The following is a 16,068-nucleotide window of genomic DNA, read 5'->3' on the forward strand; positions in this document are numbered from 1 at the left end:
GCGGGCGGGGTCAGTGCACGCCCAGCCAGCTCTCGATGGGGGCGAGGGCGAAGTAGACCAGGAAGATCAGTGCCAGGCCCCACATGAAGGCACCGATCTCCCGGGCCCTGCCCTGGCCGGTCCGGATGGCGACGTAGGAGATGACTCCGGCGGCGACACCCGCGGTGATGGAGTAGGTGAACGGCATGATGACCACGGTGAGGAACACCGGGATGGCGGTGGCGCGGTCGGCCCAGTCGACGTGGCGGGCGTTCATCATCATCATGGCGCCGATCACCACCAGGGCGGCGGCGGCCACCTCGCCCGGCACGATCGCCGTGAGCGGGGTGAAGAACAGGCAGGCCGCGAAGAACAGGCCGGTGACGACGGAGGACAGTCCGGTGCGGGCGCCCTCGCCGACGCCGGTCGCCGACTCCACGAACACGGTCTGCCCGGACGCTCCCGAGACACCGCCGACGACACCGCCGGCGCCGTCGATGAACAGCGCCTTGGACAGGCCGGGCATGCGGCCCTTGTCGTCGGCCAGCTTCGCCTCGGTGCCGACGCCGATGATGGTGGCCATGGCGTCGAAGAAGCCCGCCAGCACGAGGGTGAAGACGATCATGCCGACGGTCATCGCGCCGACCTCGCCCCAGCCGCCGAACTCGACGGTGCCGAACACCCCGAAGTCCGGCATCGACACGGCGCTGCCGTTCAGTTCGGGAGCGCCGGCCGCCCACTGCTTCGGGTCGATGACGCCGAAGGCGTTGAGGGCGACGGCCAGGACGGTGCCGCCGATGATGCCGATCAGGATCGCGCCCGGCACGCCGCGCGCCTGGAGCATGAAGATCGCCAGGAGGGTGACGGCGAACAGCAGGACCGGCCAGCCGGACAGCTCGCCGGCCGGGCCGAGGGTGACCGGGGTCGCCTCGCCCTGGTGCACGAAGCCGGCCTTGTAGAAGCCGATCAGGGCGATGAACAGGCCGATGCCCATGGTGATCGCGTGTTTCAGGGCCAGCGGGATGGCGTTCATGACCATCTCCCGCAGGCCGGTGACCACGAGCAGCATGATGACGACGCCGTACAGGACGCACATGCCCATCGCCTGCGGCCACGTCATCACGGGCACGACCTGCGAGGCGAGCACGCCGGAGACGGACAGCCCGGCGGCGAGGGCGAGCGGCACCTTGCCGAAGAAGCCCATCAGCAGGGTGGTGAGGGCGGCGGCGAACGCGGTGGCGGTGATCAGGGCGGTGCGGCCGAGGGTGTTGCCGGCCGCGTCCTCGCCGGACAGGATCAGCGGGTTGAGCAGCAGGATGTAGGCCATCGCCATGAAGGTGGTGATGCCGCCGCGCACTTCACGGGCGACCGTGGACCCTCGGTGCGATATGTGGAAGTAACGGTCGAGCCAGGACCGGCCGGCCGGGACGCGGGTTCCCGCGCCCGCGTCGTCGGCGGCGGTCCTGGGCTGCACTGACTGGGTCATGGTGCCATCTCCCAAGGTTCACAGGGGCACCCGTGCCCTGGAGCGGGTTCACGGGATTTGGGATGTGCACGACCCGGGGGACGGCCCGAGACGAACATCGGTGGGCGGCGCCGGGAGGACCGTGGGGTGCTGCTCCCTGCCCGGCGCCGGGTGCCGCGGGGTGCGGCGGGCACGCGGATCCCTCCGGGGCCCTCTACGCGGTTCCCGTCAGGTGTTCGGGGCGGACCGGTGTGCGGTCGAGCTGCCGGCCCGTCGCGTTCCGGACGGCCGCGAGGACCGCCGGGGTGGACGACAGGGTCGGGGCCTCGCCGATGCCGCGCAGCCCGTACGGCGCGTGGTCGTCCGCGAGTTCGAGCACGTCGACGGGGATGGTCGGCGTGTCGAGGATGGTGGGGATGAGGTAGTCCGTGAAGGAGGGGTTGCGCACCTTCGCGGTCTTCGGGTCGACGACGATCTCCTCCATGACGGCCACGCCCAGTCCCTGGGTGGTGCCGCCCTGGATCTGGCCGAGCACGGACAGCGGGTTGAGCGCCTTGCCGACGTCCTGGGCGCAGGCCAGTTCGATGACCTTGACCAGGCCGAGGTCGGTGTCGACCTCGACCACGGCGCGGTGTGCGGCGAAGGAGTACTGGACGTGGCCGTTGCCCTGGCCGGTGCGCAGGTCGAAGGGTTCGGTCGGCCGGTGCCGCCACTCCTCCTCGACCTCCACCGCGTCGTCGCCGAGGACGTCCACCAGGTCGGCGAGGACCTCGCCGCCGTCGGTGACGACCTTGCCGCCCTCCAGCAGGAGTTCGGCGGTGGCCCACGCCGGGTGGTGGGAGCCGAAGCGGCGCCGGCCGAGGTCCAGCACCTTCTCGCGGACCAGTTCGCAGGCGTTCTTGACCGCGCCGCCGGTGACGTACGTCTGCCGGGAGGCGGACGTGGAACCGGCCGATCCCACCTGGGTGTCGGCGGGGTGGATGGTGACCTGGCCGACGCCGAGTTCGGTGCGGGCGATCTGCGCGTGGACGGTGACGCCGCCCTGGCCGACCTCGGCCATCGCGGTGTGCACGGTGGCGACCGGCTCGCCGCCGACCACCTCCATGCGGACGCGGGCGGTGGAGTAGTCGTCGAAGCCCTCGGAGAAGCCGACGTTCTTGATGCCGACGGCGTAGCCGACCCCGCGCACCACGCCCTCGCCGTGCGTGGTGTTGGACAGGCCGCCCGGCAGCTGGCGCACGTCGGCGCCCTCGCTGGACTCCCACTGGCGCTCGGGCGGCATGGGCATCGCCTTGACGCGGCGCAGCAGTTCGGCCACCGGGGCGGGCGAGTCGACGACCTGGCCGGTGGGCAAGAGGGTGCCCTGTTCCATGGCGTTGAGCTGCCGCAGTTCCACCGGGTCCATGCCCAGCTTCGCCGCCAGTTTGTCCATCTGCGCCTCGTAGGCGAAGCACGCCTGGACCGCGCCGAAGCCGCGCATCGCTCCGCACGGCGGGTTGTTGGTGTAAAGGGCGATCGCCTCGATGTCGACGTCGTCCACGACGTACGGGCCGACGCCGAGCGAGGAGGCGTTGCCGACCACGGCCGGGGAGGCGGAGGCGTAGGCGCCGCCGTCGAGGACGATGCGGCACTTGACGTGGGTCAGCCGGCCGTCGGCGGTGGCGCCGTGCTCGTAGTACAGCTTGGCGGGGTGGCGGTGGACGTGGCCGAAGAAGGACTCGAAGCGGTTGTAGACGATCTTGACGGGCTTGCCGGTGCGCAGGGCGAGCAGGCAGGCGTGGATCTGCATCGACAGGTCCTCGCGCCCGCCGAACGCGCCGCCGACGCCGGCCAGCGTCATCCGCACCTTGTCCTCGGGCAGGCCGAGCACGGGGGCGATCTGGCGCAGGTCGGAGTGGAGCCACTGGGTGGCGACGTAGAGGTGGACGCCGCCGTCCTCCTCGGGGACGGCGAGGCCGGACTCGGGGCCGAGGAAGGCCTGGTCCTGCATGCCGAAGGTGTACTCGCCCTCGACGATCACGTCGGCCCGCTCCCGGGCGGCGGCGACGTCGCCGCGCACGATGGGCTGGCGGTGCACGATGTTGGGGTGCGGGACGTGGCCGGCGTGATGGTCGTCGCGGTCGTCGTGGATCAGGACCGCGTCGGGGGCGAGCGCGGACGCCTCGTCGGTGACGACGGGCAGTTCCCGGTAGTCGACCTTGATCTTGGCGGCGGCCCTGCGCGCGGTCTCCGGGTGGTCGGCGGCGACGATCGCGACCGGTTCGCCGTGGTGGCGGACCTTGCCGTGGGCGAGGACGGGGGTGTCCTGGATCTCCAGGCCGTAGTTCTTCACCTCGGTCGGCAGGTCGTCGTACGTCAGGACGGCGTACACGCCGGGGGTCGCCAGGGCCTCGGCGGTGTCGATCGACAGGATCTCGGCGTGGGCGACGGTGGAGCGCAGGATCTGGCCCCAGAGCATGTCCTCGTGCCACATGTCGGAGGAGTACGCGAACTCCCCGGTGACCTTGAGGGTGCCGTCCGGGCGGAGCGTGGACTCGCCGATGCCGCCGCGGGCGCCGGTGCCCTGGGTGAGCTGGGTGGGAACACCGTTGGTCGGCATGGTCAGACCCCCTCGGACTGGCGGGCCGCGGCCAGGCGGACCGCGTCCATGATCTTCTCGTAGCCGGTGCAGCGGCACAGGTTGCCGGACAGGGCCTCGCGGATGTCCGCGTCGGTCGGGGCCGGGTTGCGTTCCAGCATCTCGTCGGCGGCGACCAGCAGGCCCGGGGTGCAGAAGCCGCACTGGACGGCGCCCGCGTCGATGAACGCCTGCTGGACGGGCGAGAGTTCGGTGCCCTCGCCGGTCTGCGAGTCGGTGCCCGCGTTGGCCCCGGGACGGGCGCCCGCGCCGGTCCCGGCGTCCGTCGCGGTGTCCGTCGCGGTGTCGGTTCCGCAGGCGCCGGTGCCGCAGGAGCGCTGTTTCGCGTAGTCCGCCAGGCCCTCCACGGTGACGACCTCACGGCCCTCGGCCTGGCCTGCGGCGACCAGGCAGGAGCAGACCGGGACGCCGTCCAGGCGCACGGTGCACGATCCGCACTCGCCCTGCTCGCAGGCGTTCTTGGAGCCGGGCAGGCCGAGCCGCTCGCGCAGCACGTACAGCAGGGACTCGCCCTCCCAGACGTCGTCGGCCTCCTGGCGGCGTCCGTTGACGGTGAAGGTGACACGCATCAGGCGGCTCCCTCGGTGAGGTGGCGGGCGCCGCGGTACGACTCCCAGGTCCAGGTCAGGGTGCGGCGGGCCATCACGCCGACCGCGTGGCGGCGGTAGCTCGCGGTGCCGCGCACGTCGTCGATCGGGTTGCAGGCGGCGGCGCACAGGTCGGCGAACTGCTTGGCGACGGACGGCGTGATGATCTTGCCGTTGTCCCAGAAGCCGCCCTCGTCGAGCGCGGCGTTCAGGAACTCCTCGGCCGCCTTCGCCCGGACGGGCGTCGGGGCGGCCGATCCGATCCCGGTGCGGACCGTGCGGGTGCTCGGGTGCAGCGCGATGCCGAAGGCGCACACGGCGATCACCATGGCGTTGCGGGTGCCGACCTTGGAGAACTGCTGAGGGCCGTCGGCCTTCTTGATGTGGACGGCGCGGATCAGCTCGTCGGGCGCCAGCGCGTTGCGCTTCACGCCGGTGTAGAAGTCGTCGATGGGGATGCGGCGGGAGCCGCGCACCGACGCGACCTCGACCTCGGCGCCCGCGGCGAGCAGCGCCGGGTGGGCGTCGCCGGCCGGGGAGGCGGTGCCGAGGTTGCCGCCGACGCCGCCGCGGTTGCGGATCTGCGGGGAGGCGACCGTGTGGGAGGCGAGGGCGAGTCCCGGCAGCTCGGCCCGCAGGTGCTCCATGATCTTCGTGTAGGGGACGGAGGCGCCGAGCCGCACGCTGTCCTCGCCGGTCTCCCACTCGGAGAGCTCGCCGATGCGGGTGAGGTCCATCAGGTGCTCGGGCCGGCGGTGGTCGAAGTTGATCTCGACCATCACGTCGGTGCCGCCCGCGATCGGCACAGCGGCGGGGTGCTCGGCCTTGGTGGCGAGCGCCTCCTCCCAGCTGGCGGGGCGAAGGAAGTCCATGACCGGCTCTCTTCTTCTTCGTCTGGTGGGTCGTACAGATCGAGCCATCCGGGTGCGGCGGACCGGGCTCGTACTCTGTGCAGTTCACGCGGAGTGGGCTCAGTACACCGCCCGCTGCTCCGCACGGGTCAGTCACGGATTGCATGAAGGAGTTGGCTGGCCAGCGAGGTCATCTTGTAGATTCGTATGAACACAGAGGGCTCGCCCCCTCCTCACCTCCTCCGATACCGGAGGGGGCGGTCCAGGAGCGGCCGACCGCGCTGATCAGCCACCGGTCGGCGGACACACCGCACTGTTCCTCCATGGTCCGTCACCGACAACGAGCGAAAGAAACGGCGGCGACGAGAATGCGGCTGCGCGCACTGCTGGACACCGACGCGCTGGGCCTGAAGCTGCTCGGCGGCGAGGACGAACTGGACCGCAGCGTGCGCGGGGTCATGACGACCGACCTGCGCGACCCGAGCCGCTACCTCTCGGGCGGGGAGCTGGTGCTCACCGGCCTGGCCTGGCGCCGGGACGCGGCCGACTCCGAACCGTTCGTACGGGTCCTGGCGCAGGTCGGCGTGGCCGCGCTGGCGGCCGGCACGGCGGAGCTGGGCGACGTCCCCGACGATCTGGTGGTGGCGTGCGCCCGGCACCGGCTGCCGCTCTTCGCGGTGGACGAGTCGGTGGCCTTCGCCACCGTCACCGAGCACGTGGTCCGGCAGGTGTCCGGCGAACGCGCCGGGGACCTCGCGGCGGTCGTGGACCGGCACCGGCGGATGATGACCTCGGGCCCGGCGGGCGGCGGCCCGGACGTGGTCCTCGACCTGCTCGGCTCCGACCTGGACCTGCGGGCCTGGGTGCTGTCCCCCGCGGGCCGGCTGATCGCCGCGCCGAAGGAGACGGGCCCCGCCACCGGTGCGGCGGACGGCACGGAGCTGCCCGCCGACGTGTGCGCGCGGCTGGCGGCGGAGCACCTGGCGGCCACCCGCAGCGGCCGGCGCGGCCCCCACCGGGTGACGCTGGGCTCCACCACCTACAGCCTGTTCCCGGTGCGCAGCACGGGGCGCTCCCCCCGGGCCGGTGAGGCCCGGGACGGGGCCGCGCCGCCGGAGGGGTCGCTGGCGGACTGGGTGCTCGCCGTGGAGGCGGACGCCGGGGACTGGGCCGAGGAGCGCCTGGACCTGCTGCACGGGGTCACCCAGCTGATCGCCGTGGAGCGGGACCGGCGGGACGCGGCGCGCACCGTCCGCCGCCGCCTGGCGCAGGAGGTGCTGGAGCTGGTGCAGAGCGGCGCGGCCCCGGCCGAGATCGCCGCCCGGCTGCGGGTGGCGGCCCCGGTGCTGCTGCCGGGCCTCGGCGCGGCACCGCACTGGCAGGTCGTCGTCGCCCGGGTCGACTGGGACGGCGAACGGCCGGACGGCGGCGCGCAGGCCCAGGCGCTGCTGGAGGAGATCCTCGTGGACCCGGCCGAGACCGGGCCGGAGCACTCCGACCGGATCGCGGTGGCCCACACCGGCGACGAGGCGATCGCCCTGGTCCCGCTGCCGACCCTCGCCACCGGCGAGCAGGAGGGGTCCCGGGCGGGCATCCAGGCCGACACGCTGCTGGCCGCGGTGCGCGACCCGCTGGCGGCCGGTCTCGACGGGGACGGCCGCCTCACCGTGGGCGTGTCCGCGGCCGTGCACTCGGCGGAGGGGCTGCGCGGCGCGCTGGAGGAGGCCCGGCACGCCCGCCGGGTGGCGGCGGCCCGCCCCGGCCGGGTCTGCGCCGCCGGGCACCAGGAACTCGCCTCGCACGTCCTGCTGCTCCCCTTCGTCCCCGACGACGTGCGCCGCGCGTTCACCGCCCGGCTCCTCGACCCGCTGCGGGACTACGACCGCCGGCACCGCGCCGAGCTGATCCCGACGCTGGAGGCGTTCCTGGACTGCGACGGCTCCTGGACCCGCTGCGCGGGACGCCTCCACCTGCACGTCAACACCCTGCGCTACCGCGTCGGCCGCATCGAGCAGCTCACCGGCCGGGACCTGTCCCGGCTGGAGGACAAGCTGGACTTCTTCCTCGCCCTGCGCATGAGCTGACCCGGCGGTGCGGGGGCGCCTCACGGGGCGCGGGAGACGCGGGGGGCGCCCCGGGCGGGACACGCGCGCCGGGGCGCTTTCGCGGGTTCGGGCCTCCCGGTCCACGACTTTGTGAAAAACTTCACCCACCCTCTTGGCCCGGCCCTGTTGTTCGTGCTGAGATGCGGCCACCACTCAACAGCTCGATGGCGTGCTCGGGGAGGGCAACGTGGCGCATACCGCCATGTCTGGTAACGGAACGACCTCTGGTGACGATCCCCTCCAGACCGCGGTATGGCGGCTGCGCTCACGCGCGTGCTGGGCCGATGCGGCAGCCCTGCTCCCGGCGGCGGAACCGGCGGCCGCGCTGCAGCGGGCCTCCCTGCTGGTGGAGCGGTGCCTGTACACCGAGGCGGGCTGGGAGGAGGCGGAGGACGCGCTGCGCACCGCCGAGGCGCTCGCGGACAGCGACGACCAGCGCGGCGCCGCCGCTTGTGAACGCGGGTACTTGGCCTACGCGGCCACCCTGTTCGGCGTCCGCGACCGGGCCGACGAGGCCCGCGCGGCGCTCGGCCGGGCGGCCGCGCTGATCGCCCCCGACGCGGCCGGGCGCCCGCTGCTGGACTTCCGGCGCGGACTGGTCGCGGAGAACCTCACCCGGTCCCCGCAGGCGGCCCGGGCCGCGTACCGCAGGGCCCACGCGGGCGCCACCGCCCACGCCGACCCGCTGCTCCTGTCCGGCACCTGGCGCCATCTGGCCGGACTCGCCCTGCGCGAGGGGGAGTTGGTCGAAGCACGGCAGGGTTTCGCCGAATCCCTCCGGATCCGCGAGGAGTTGGGCTACCTGATCGGCACGGCACCGGCCCTGGTCTCGCTCGCCGACACGGAGACCGAGGCGGAGGCGTCCCGGCTGCGCGAGGAAGCCCGCCGGCTGTTCCGGCTGCTGGGAGGCGTCCCCACGTGGCTGGCCCGCCAGTTGGCGCCCCCGGCCACGGGCGCGGCGACGGCGTAGGCACCCCGGCGCGGGGGCGACGGCAGCGACGGAGGCGGCGCGCGGCGACGGAGGCGGCGCGCGGCGACGGAGGCGGCCCGCCGAGGCCGTCCGGCGGGGCGGGACGGCGTCACGGAGTCTCGACGTGCGGCAGCGGGCGCACCCGCGGGGATCGTGCGGGCCCCGCTCAGACCGACCCGGTGAAGTGCTCCCGCACCAGGTCCCGGACGACGTCCAGGTCACCGGCGATCAACGCGTCCAGCAGCACGGTGTGTTCGTGGGCGTCGGCCACCAGTTCGCCCCGGTGGCGGGCGTCCGGCCCGCCGCCCACCAGCGGCCACTGGGCGCGGCGGTGCAGGTCCTCGGCGATGCGGACCAGTTGCTCGTTCCCGGCGAGGGCCAGCACCGCGCGGTGGAAGGCCCGGTCGGACTCGGCGTAGGTGGCACGGCAGCCGGAGACGGCGGCGCGGACCGTGGCCTCGGCGAGCGGACGCAGTTCCGCCCAGCGCGAGGCCGGCACGGTCCGGGCCAGCCGCAGCATCACCGGCACCTCGATCAGCGCGCGCACCTCGGCCAGTTCGGCCAGTTCCCGGGCGCCCCGCTCGACCACCCGGAAACCCCGGTTCGGCACCACCTCGACCGCGCCCTCCAGCGCGAGTTGCTGCATGGCCTCGCGGACGGGCGTGGCGGAGACCCCGAACCGCTGCCCCAGCACCGGCGCGGAGTACACCTCGCCGGGCCGCAGTTCGCCCGACACGAGGGCGGTGCGCAGGGCGGCGAGGACCTGGCCGCGCACGGAGGAGCGCTGAACGGCGGCCCGCGGCCGGGGCAGGGGCGGTTCGCTGTGCGTGTGCTCGCCGCGCGCGGCACCGCCGCCCGTGCCGCCGGACCCGCTGCCGGGCCGCTCCCGGTCCGGGGCGGACGCGCCCCACCCGGCTTCCGCGGCGCCGGCGTCGGCGCGCTCCCGGCGGACCCGCTCGCGGCCGGCGCCGTCGGCCCCGGGCTGGGCGGGCACGCGGTGGGCGGCGGGAACGGCCGCGTCCCGCCGGATGCCCCCGGAAGGTCCGGTCCCCGCGCTCCGGCGGGCGTCCGTCGCGTCCGCCGCCCCCTCGGTCTCCCCCGTCCTGACGGAGCCCTGCCCACCGTGCTTCACGGGTTCCCCTCCGGACGTTTCGGTACTTGCAGCCATGACGACGGGTTGGCACCCGGCCGTCAAGCACGATACGGCCACAGGGGCCAGGGTTCACATCTCCACGATCTTCGGTAAGGTGAGCCTTACCTTCCAAGCGGCCTCCACGGGGCCGGTCGACGACGTGAATGGGTGGTCCCATGCCTGTGCCCGGTTCGGCCGTCACCGACGCGTACGACCGTCTGGCCGAGGTCTTCCCGGCGATGGCGGTCACGGTACTCGCAGCCGGCGAGGACCTGCCCCGGGACGGCGGCTGGATCCCCGCCGCCGAGCTGGCCGCGGGCGGAGCGGAACTGGACGCCTTCCTCGCCGTCGACGACACGCAGGTGCGGCGGGACTACGGGCAGCAGGCCCGTCCCGACGTCATCGCCAGCTTCGGACTGCACCGGTACGCCTGGCCCGCCTGCCTGCTGATCACCGTGCCGTGGTTCCTGCACCGCAGGGTGCCGCGCTACCCCGTGACGCACGTCTCGTTCGACCGCACCGCGCCGGGCCTCGCCGTGGGCCGCATGGCCGTGCGTCCGGACACCTTCGCCTGCCTCCCCGGCGACCCGGCGGCGGCACTGCCCGGCGCCCGCGTCGTGCCGGACGAGGATGCCCTGCGCGCCGAGGTGCGCACGGCCGTCGCCGAGCACCTGGAGCCGCTGCTGGTCTCCTTCGGTCCGCGCATGCGCCGTCGCGGCCGGGCGCTGTGGGGCATGGCGACCGACGAGATCGTCGAGAGCCTGTGGTACGTGGGCCAACTGCTCGGCGAGGACGCGCGGGCGGTGCGCGAACTGGAGCTGCTGCTGCCCGGCTCGACCACGCCGTACGTGGGGGCGGCGGCCTTCCGCCGCCCGGCCGGACCCGCCGGGGAGCCGGCGCCCTCCCCCACCCGGGACCGGGTGAGCTGCTGCATGTTCTACACGCTGCGCCCCGAGGACATCTGCGCCACCTGCCCCCGCACCTGCACCACCGCCCGGACACCCGCCCGCGCCACCGCCCGGACCGCCAAGGCGGGCTGACGGGCCGGGCCGCCCCGGCCCCGCTCCGGCGGCCCCGCGCCACGGCCCGCACCGACGGGGGCCCCGCATCGACGGCCCCACCTCGGCAGCCCGCCGGGCCACCACCAGGGCCCTGCGCCCGAAGGGTCGTTCCCCGACCGCGACCGCGACCGCGACCGCGCCAGGTGTGCCCGCACGAGGCGTGCCCGCGCCCCCGTGCGGGGACGCCGGTGACCTGACCCGTACGGGGCGCTCCACCGCCCCCGTACGGGGCGCCCCCCACGGCTCGCCCGTCCGGGGATTCCGGGGACACCCTTCCGGAGACGTCCTTCCGGGGACGTCCTCCCGCGCACCTCCCGCCCCGTACGATCACGGTGACCCCGGGCATCCGAAGGTCACGGTTGCTTCACACTTCCCTCACCCCTCGCGGGAACATTCCGTGGAACCACCCTTACGGGTAGTGTTATTCGAACTCAACTCCCGCCCCTCACGCGGCAGTTCGAGCAGAACGCCGCCCTGGGCATCCCCTCGCACTTCATTGGCGGCCTCTTGCCGCGAAAACCCCTGAGGGCCGACGGGATTGGGCCACTATGGCGGGCGTTACGCCCTATCCCAATGCAAGGGAACCCCTAGATGAGACTGACCGACATATCGCTGAACTGGCTGCTTCCGGGCGCCGTGCTGCTCCTGGGCATGCTGGCGGCGGTGGCGGTGCTCGCGCGCGGCAAGCGCTCCTCGGTCAAGGACACGAGTGCGGACGACTCGTGGGAGCGCAGCGAGGAGCGCCGCAGGCGCAAGGAGGCCATCTACGGCACCGTCTCCTACGTCCTGCTGTTCTGCTGTGCGGCGGTGGCGGCGGCGCTGTCCTTCCACGGCCTGGTCGGCTTCGGCGAGCAGAACCTCGGCCTGTCCGGCGGCTGGCAGTACCTCGTCCCCTTCGGCCTGGACGGTGCGGCGATGTTCTGCTCCGTGCTCGCCGTGCGCGAGGCCAGCCACGGTGACGCGGCGCTCGGCTCGCGCATACTCGTGTGGACGTTCGCCTTCGCGGCGGCCTGGTTCAACTGGGTCCACGCTCCCCGGGGCGTCGGCCACGCGGGCGCCCCGCACTTCTTCGCGGGGATGTCCCTGTCGGCGGCGGTGCTGTTCGACCGCGCGCTGAAGCAGACCCGCCGGGCCGCCCTGCGGGAACAGGGCCTGGTGCCGCGGCCGTTGCCGCAGATCCGCATCGTCCGCTGGCTGCGGGCACCGCGGGAGACCTACCGCGCCTGGTCGTTGATGCTGCTGGAGGGTGTGCGCAGCCTGGACGAGGCGGTCGAGGAGGTCCGCGAGGACCAGCGGCAGAAGGAGGAGACCCGGCGCCGCCGCCGCGAGCAGGAGCGCGTGGAGCGGGCCCGGCTCAAGGCGATCAGCCGGGGCCACCGGGGGTTCGTGGGCCGGGGCGGCGGGCGCGAGCTGGACACGCCGACGGTCGAGCGGGCCACGGACCTCGAGCGGGTCACCGCGGAGCCTGCCATACCGGCGCCGGAGGCCCTGCCCGTGCGCGCGCGTCCCTCCCTGCAGCCGGTTCGCGGCGCGGGTGACGCCCAGCCCGTCGACCTCACCGCGGAGGACGACACCCAGGCGTTGCCGCGCCTGGATTCCCTGGAGCGAAAGCTCAAGGACCTGGAGCAGCAGTTCGGCTGACGGTGTCCTCGTCGGCGTCGGACCTCCTGCGGAGGCCGGGGACGACGGCAGCGGGACGGGGTGCGGCGGCCCGAGTCGGCCGCACCCCGTCCCGCTGCCGTTCCGTCCCACCCGCGGTTCCGTTCCGCTCCATTCCGTCCCACCCGCGGTTCCGTTCCGCCCGCGGTTCCCTTCCGCTGCCGTCCGTCCGGTCCGCGCTCGCCGGTGCCGGAGCCTGTTGCGCTGCCGTCCGTCCCGCGCCCGGGAGGTCCGCCGGCCCGTGCCCGGGGCGGCGGACGCCCCGGGGGCACCCGGCGGCCCGGATCAGGCCGCGTCGGCGCCCAGTTCGAACCAGACCGCCTTGCCCACGCCGTGCGCCCGGATCCCCCAGGCGTCGGCGAGTGCTTCCACGAGCGCCAGCCCCCGGCCGTGCGTGCGGTCGGTGTCCGGGGGACGCGGCCGGGGTTCGCGGGCCGTGAAGTCCCGCACCTCGACGTACAGTCCGTCCGGTCCCACGGTGGCCGTCAGCACCGCGTCGTGATCGGTGTGCACCAGCGCGTTGGTGACGAGCTCGCTGGTGAGGAGCTCCGCCGTCTCCGACCCGCCGGACCTGCCCCACTGCCGCAGCAGCTCGCGCAGGGCCCGGCGCGACTCGGGCACCGCTCTGAGGTCCGCCCGGCCCAGCCTGCGCCGCAGCTGGGCGCCCACCGGGAGCGCGGCCTCCCCGCCGGTTCTCTTCTCCGCCGTCTTCACCGAGGACGTCCCGGCCCCGCCGGGAGCGACCCCGCTCACCTGCCTCGTCATGACCCCCGCCCGCGTTCCGATGTCGGTTCCCCCTTGCCCGAACACGTTCTTCGAACGGTCCAGGGGAATCCATGCCCCGTCACCGGTGCGGGAAGTCATGCCGAGCCGTCACCGTCGGTCATCGGCCGAAGTTGGCCGAAGTGCGACGGCCACGTACCGCGTTCCGTGGCCCGGGACGCACGCGTGCGGGGCCGTCCTCCCGACCCCCGTGGCGGGAGGACGACCCCGGTCCGTGCGGTGGCGGACGAGCGGTCAGTAGAGCTTCTCCACGGCCTTCTTCGTGGTCTTCCGGAACGCGGCCACCGGGGCGTCACCGAAGTCGCCCATCTGTCCCCAGCCCACGACCGTCACGGTCCGGCCGTCCCGTCCCACGGACAGCAGGTGGATGTCCGTGGCTCCCCAGGAGGTCTCGGTGTGCAGTCCGTGCACCCGGGCGCCCTCCTCGACCCGCACCGGGCCGTAGGAGCGGTAGGCGGCGTCGACCTCCGGGTCCGACTCCTCCAGGCGGTCCGCGCAGGCGCGGATCTCCTTGTTCAGCAGGGCGGCCAGGGCCCTGCCCTTGGCGGCGGACCCCGTCACCACGGTGACCTGCACGGCGCCCGTGTCCAGGTCGGTGCGGAAGACCCGGTGCCGGTAGTCGTAGGCCGGGACGCCCTCGCCCAGGCAGTAGGCCAGCTCCACGGGGAAGCCGTCGGTGACGGGCCCCGCCGTCCAGTCGGAAGAGGGGTGCGGCGGCAGCTGCGAGGCCGACAGGAAGTCGGGCGCCGCCTTGGCGGGCGCGGCCCCGGCCGGCACGGTCAACGCGGTGCCAGCGGCGACGACGGCGGCGGTGAGAGCGGCGAGCACGGTGGCTCGGGTACGCATGGGCATGGCGGTCCCCCGTAGGAACGTGATCGGATGCGGAGCGGTACGGCGCGACGGGCCCGGGCGGTTCGCCGCCCGGCCGGTGCGCGCCGGGGCCACCGTGACGGCCGGGCTGGTCCGTCCGGTGGCCGTCGGCGACACCAAGAGCATCAGCGGTCACGGGAGGGGACGCAAGCGACGTCGCCGGATCGGCGGGCCTGGAACCATCCCAGGCCCGGTGACGTGCAGGTACATGAGGTGCCTGGGATGCCGTCCCGGGCCGGGATCGGGCCGTTCGAGTGCGGGGTGACGGTGTCGGAGCAGGAGGAGGTCGCGCGGTTCGCCGCGCTGCTGCGGGAGTTCAAGCAGCGCACGGACCGCAGTTACGGGTCACTGGCCCGCCGCCTGGGCATGAACACCTCGACCCTGCACCGGTATTGCGCGGGCGGGGCGGTCCCCGTCGACTTCGCGCCCGTGGAGCGCTTCGCCGCCCTGTGCGGGGCGACGCGCGAGGAGCGCCTGGAACTGCACCGCCGGTGGCTGCTGGCCGTGGAGGCCCGTCGGCGTCCTCGGGCGGACGGCTGCCCGCCCGAGGCGTCGCCCGCCCCCGACGGAGCGGCCGGCGGCACACCCGGCGCCCCGCAGGGGCCCGTTCCGGCCACCCGCCGCCCGGACGCCGCCGGGGCCCCCGTCACGACCGGCGGCACCGAGGCCGACCGGGTGGCGGACGGGGCGTCCGACGACACCGGGTCCGACGGCCCGGTGCCGGACGACGCGGGAGCCGACGGTGCAGGGGCCGAAGGGACCGTCGCCGAAGAGGCCGTCGCCGACAAGGCCGTTGCGGGCGAAGCCGTCGCCGACAAGGCCGTTCCGAGCGAAGCCGTCGCCGGCGCGGCGGCTTCTGGCGAGACCGTTGTCGACGCCTCGGAGGGGCCCGGGCCGGGCGACGACCGGCGGCCGGGTCCCGCACCGGGCCCCGGCCCGGACGACGCCTCGGTCCCGCCCGGCTCCCCCGCCCCCTCGGCCGGTGCGGGCGCCCTGGTCAGCGGACCGCTGCCGTCCGGCGCCGCCGTCAGCCCCCGCGCCCGGTTTCGCCGCGGGCGGACGGTCGTCGTCGGCGCGGTGGCGTGCGCGGTGCTGACGGTCGTGGGGACGCTGGCCGCGCTGCCGGAGGAACGGCGGGGCTCCGCCGACGGGGAGGAGCGCACCGCGGTCACGCCGACGGCGAGCGCGGCCCCCACCGCGCCCCACCGGCGGGCCGCACCGTCGGTGTCACCGTCCCCCTCGCCCTCCGCCCCGGCCGGTGCGGACGGCACCGCGTCGGCCGCCCCCGGGACGCGCCGGGGCTCCTCCCCCGCGCCGAGCGGCCCGCCGCGCGGCGCGGCCCCCGACGGCCCGCCGCTGACCTGGACCGTCGACGACCAGGTGTGGGCGCACGGCTGCGGCCACGACTACGTCGTCGACGCCCCGCCGGAACGGGTGCCTCCGCCCCCGGCTCCGCAGGACGCCGGGGCCTGGGCGGGGGCCCAGCGGGCGGTGCACGGGGGCGAGACGATCGTCGAAGTGTCCGTGCAGGGCACCTCGGACACCGCGGTCGTCCTGACGGCGCTGCGCGTGCGCGTGACCGGACGCGCGGCCCCCGCCGAGGGCAGCGCCTACGCCGTGGACCAGGGGTGCGGCGGGGCGCTCACCCCGCGGCACTTCGCGGTCGACCTGGACCGGGACCGCCCGCTGGCCCGCCCGGTCGCCGGCAACGACGCGGGCACGCCGATCCCCGCGGTGCGCCTGCCCTACCGGGTCTCGGCGACCGACCCGGAGGTGCTGCGGGTCACCGCCCGCACCGGCGGCTGCGACTGTCGCTGGTACCTGGAGCTGGACTGGTCCTCGCAGGGCCGCAGCGGCACCGTCCGGGTGGACGACCGCGGCCGGCCGTTCCGCACCAGCGGCATCGCGGGGCTGCCGCACTACGAGTACGACACCTCCGGACGCCGCTGGGTGCCGCGGAACGGGTGA

Annotated in this window: 12 protein-coding genes; 5 read left to right on the forward strand and 7 right to left on the reverse strand. The window is 74.7% G+C overall.

What is annotated here, in order from left to right:
- Positions 1–10: 10 nt before the first annotated feature.
- The 4 genes from ACSU53_RS05600 to ACSU53_RS05615 all read right to left on the reverse strand — a co-directional run bounded on the left by ACSU53_RS05600 (position 11) and on the right by ACSU53_RS05615 (position 5,541).
- Positions 11–1,465: an NCS2 family permease gene (locus tag ACSU53_RS05600; protein ID WP_437025164.1), complete on the reverse strand. Its 1,455-nt coding sequence runs from the start codon at positions 1,463–1,465 to the stop codon at positions 11–13.
- Between the two features lie 193 nt (positions 1,466–1,658).
- The gene (gene pucD, locus ACSU53_RS05605; protein ID WP_437025165.1) at positions 1,659–4,043 is read right to left on the reverse strand and encodes a xanthine dehydrogenase subunit D; all 2,385 of its coding nucleotides are present in this window, start codon (positions 4,041–4,043) and stop codon (positions 1,659–1,661) included.
- Positions 4,044–4,045: 2 nt separating this feature from the next.
- Positions 4,046–4,651: a (2Fe-2S)-binding protein gene (locus tag ACSU53_RS05610; RefSeq protein ID WP_437025167.1), complete on the reverse strand. Its 606-nt coding sequence runs from the start codon at positions 4,649–4,651 to the stop codon at positions 4,046–4,048.
- On the reverse strand, positions 4,651–5,541 hold the full coding sequence (locus ACSU53_RS05615) for an FAD binding domain-containing protein (protein WP_437025169.1): 891 nt from the start codon (positions 5,539–5,541) through the stop codon (positions 4,651–4,653). The genes ACSU53_RS05610 and ACSU53_RS05615 overlap by 1 nt, the downstream gene beginning before the upstream one ends.
- A 347-nt stretch (positions 5,542–5,888) precedes the next feature.
- Here ACSU53_RS05615 and ACSU53_RS05620 point away from each other — a divergent pair, with 347 nt between their 5' ends.
- Positions 5,889–7,604 carry a PucR family transcriptional regulator gene (locus ACSU53_RS05620; RefSeq protein ID WP_437025171.1) on the forward strand — a complete coding sequence of 572 codons (1,716 nt, stop codon included), beginning with the start codon at positions 5,889–5,891 and terminating at the stop codon, positions 7,602–7,604.
- A 223-nt stretch (positions 7,605–7,827) separates the two neighbouring features.
- Complete coding sequence (locus ACSU53_RS05625) at positions 7,828–8,595, forward strand: hypothetical protein (RefSeq protein ID WP_437025173.1); 768 nt, start codon at positions 7,828–7,830, stop codon at positions 8,593–8,595.
- 166 nt (positions 8,596–8,761) lie between these two features.
- Here ACSU53_RS05625 and ACSU53_RS05630 read toward each other — a convergent pair whose 3' ends face one another.
- Positions 8,762–9,727, reverse strand: a complete 966-nt coding sequence (locus ACSU53_RS05630; protein WP_437025175.1) for a GntR family transcriptional regulator — start codon at positions 9,725–9,727, stop codon at positions 8,762–8,764.
- 176 nt (positions 9,728–9,903) lie between these two features.
- Here ACSU53_RS05630 and ACSU53_RS05635 point away from each other — a divergent pair, with 176 nt between their 5' ends.
- Both ACSU53_RS05635 and ACSU53_RS05640 read left to right on the forward strand, forming a co-directional pair.
- Positions 9,904–10,767 (forward strand): (2Fe-2S)-binding protein, encoded by an 864-nt coding sequence (locus ACSU53_RS05635; protein WP_437025177.1) that lies wholly within the window; start codon positions 9,904–9,906, stop codon positions 10,765–10,767.
- A gap of 612 nt (positions 10,768–11,379) precedes the next feature.
- Positions 11,380–12,429 (forward strand): DUF2637 domain-containing protein, encoded by a 1,050-nt coding sequence (locus ACSU53_RS05640; RefSeq protein WP_437025179.1) that lies wholly within the window; start codon positions 11,380–11,382, stop codon positions 12,427–12,429.
- Between the two features lie 303 nt (positions 12,430–12,732).
- Here the strand turns inward: ACSU53_RS05640 and ACSU53_RS05645 are convergent, their stop codons facing one another.
- Both ACSU53_RS05645 and ACSU53_RS05650 read right to left on the reverse strand, forming a co-directional pair.
- Entirely contained in the window at positions 12,733–13,212 is a 480-nt protein-coding gene (locus tag ACSU53_RS05645) for an ATP-binding protein (protein WP_437025181.1), read from the reverse strand.
- Between the two features lie 252 nt (positions 13,213–13,464).
- Positions 13,465–14,082: a hypothetical protein gene (locus ACSU53_RS05650; RefSeq protein ID WP_437025183.1), complete on the reverse strand. Its 618-nt coding sequence runs from the start codon at positions 14,080–14,082 to the stop codon at positions 13,465–13,467.
- 240 nt (positions 14,083–14,322) lie between these two features.
- On the opposite strand from ACSU53_RS05650, the gene ACSU53_RS05655 reads away from it, so the two are divergent.
- Positions 14,323–16,068, forward strand: coding sequence for a helix-turn-helix domain-containing protein (locus ACSU53_RS05655; RefSeq protein WP_437025185.1), 1,746 nt, complete (start codon positions 14,323–14,325; stop codon positions 16,066–16,068).

This window comes from Streptomyces sp. enrichment culture, assembly GCF_964273255.1.
GTDB lineage: Bacteria > Actinomycetota > Actinomycetes > Streptomycetales > Streptomycetaceae > Streptomyces.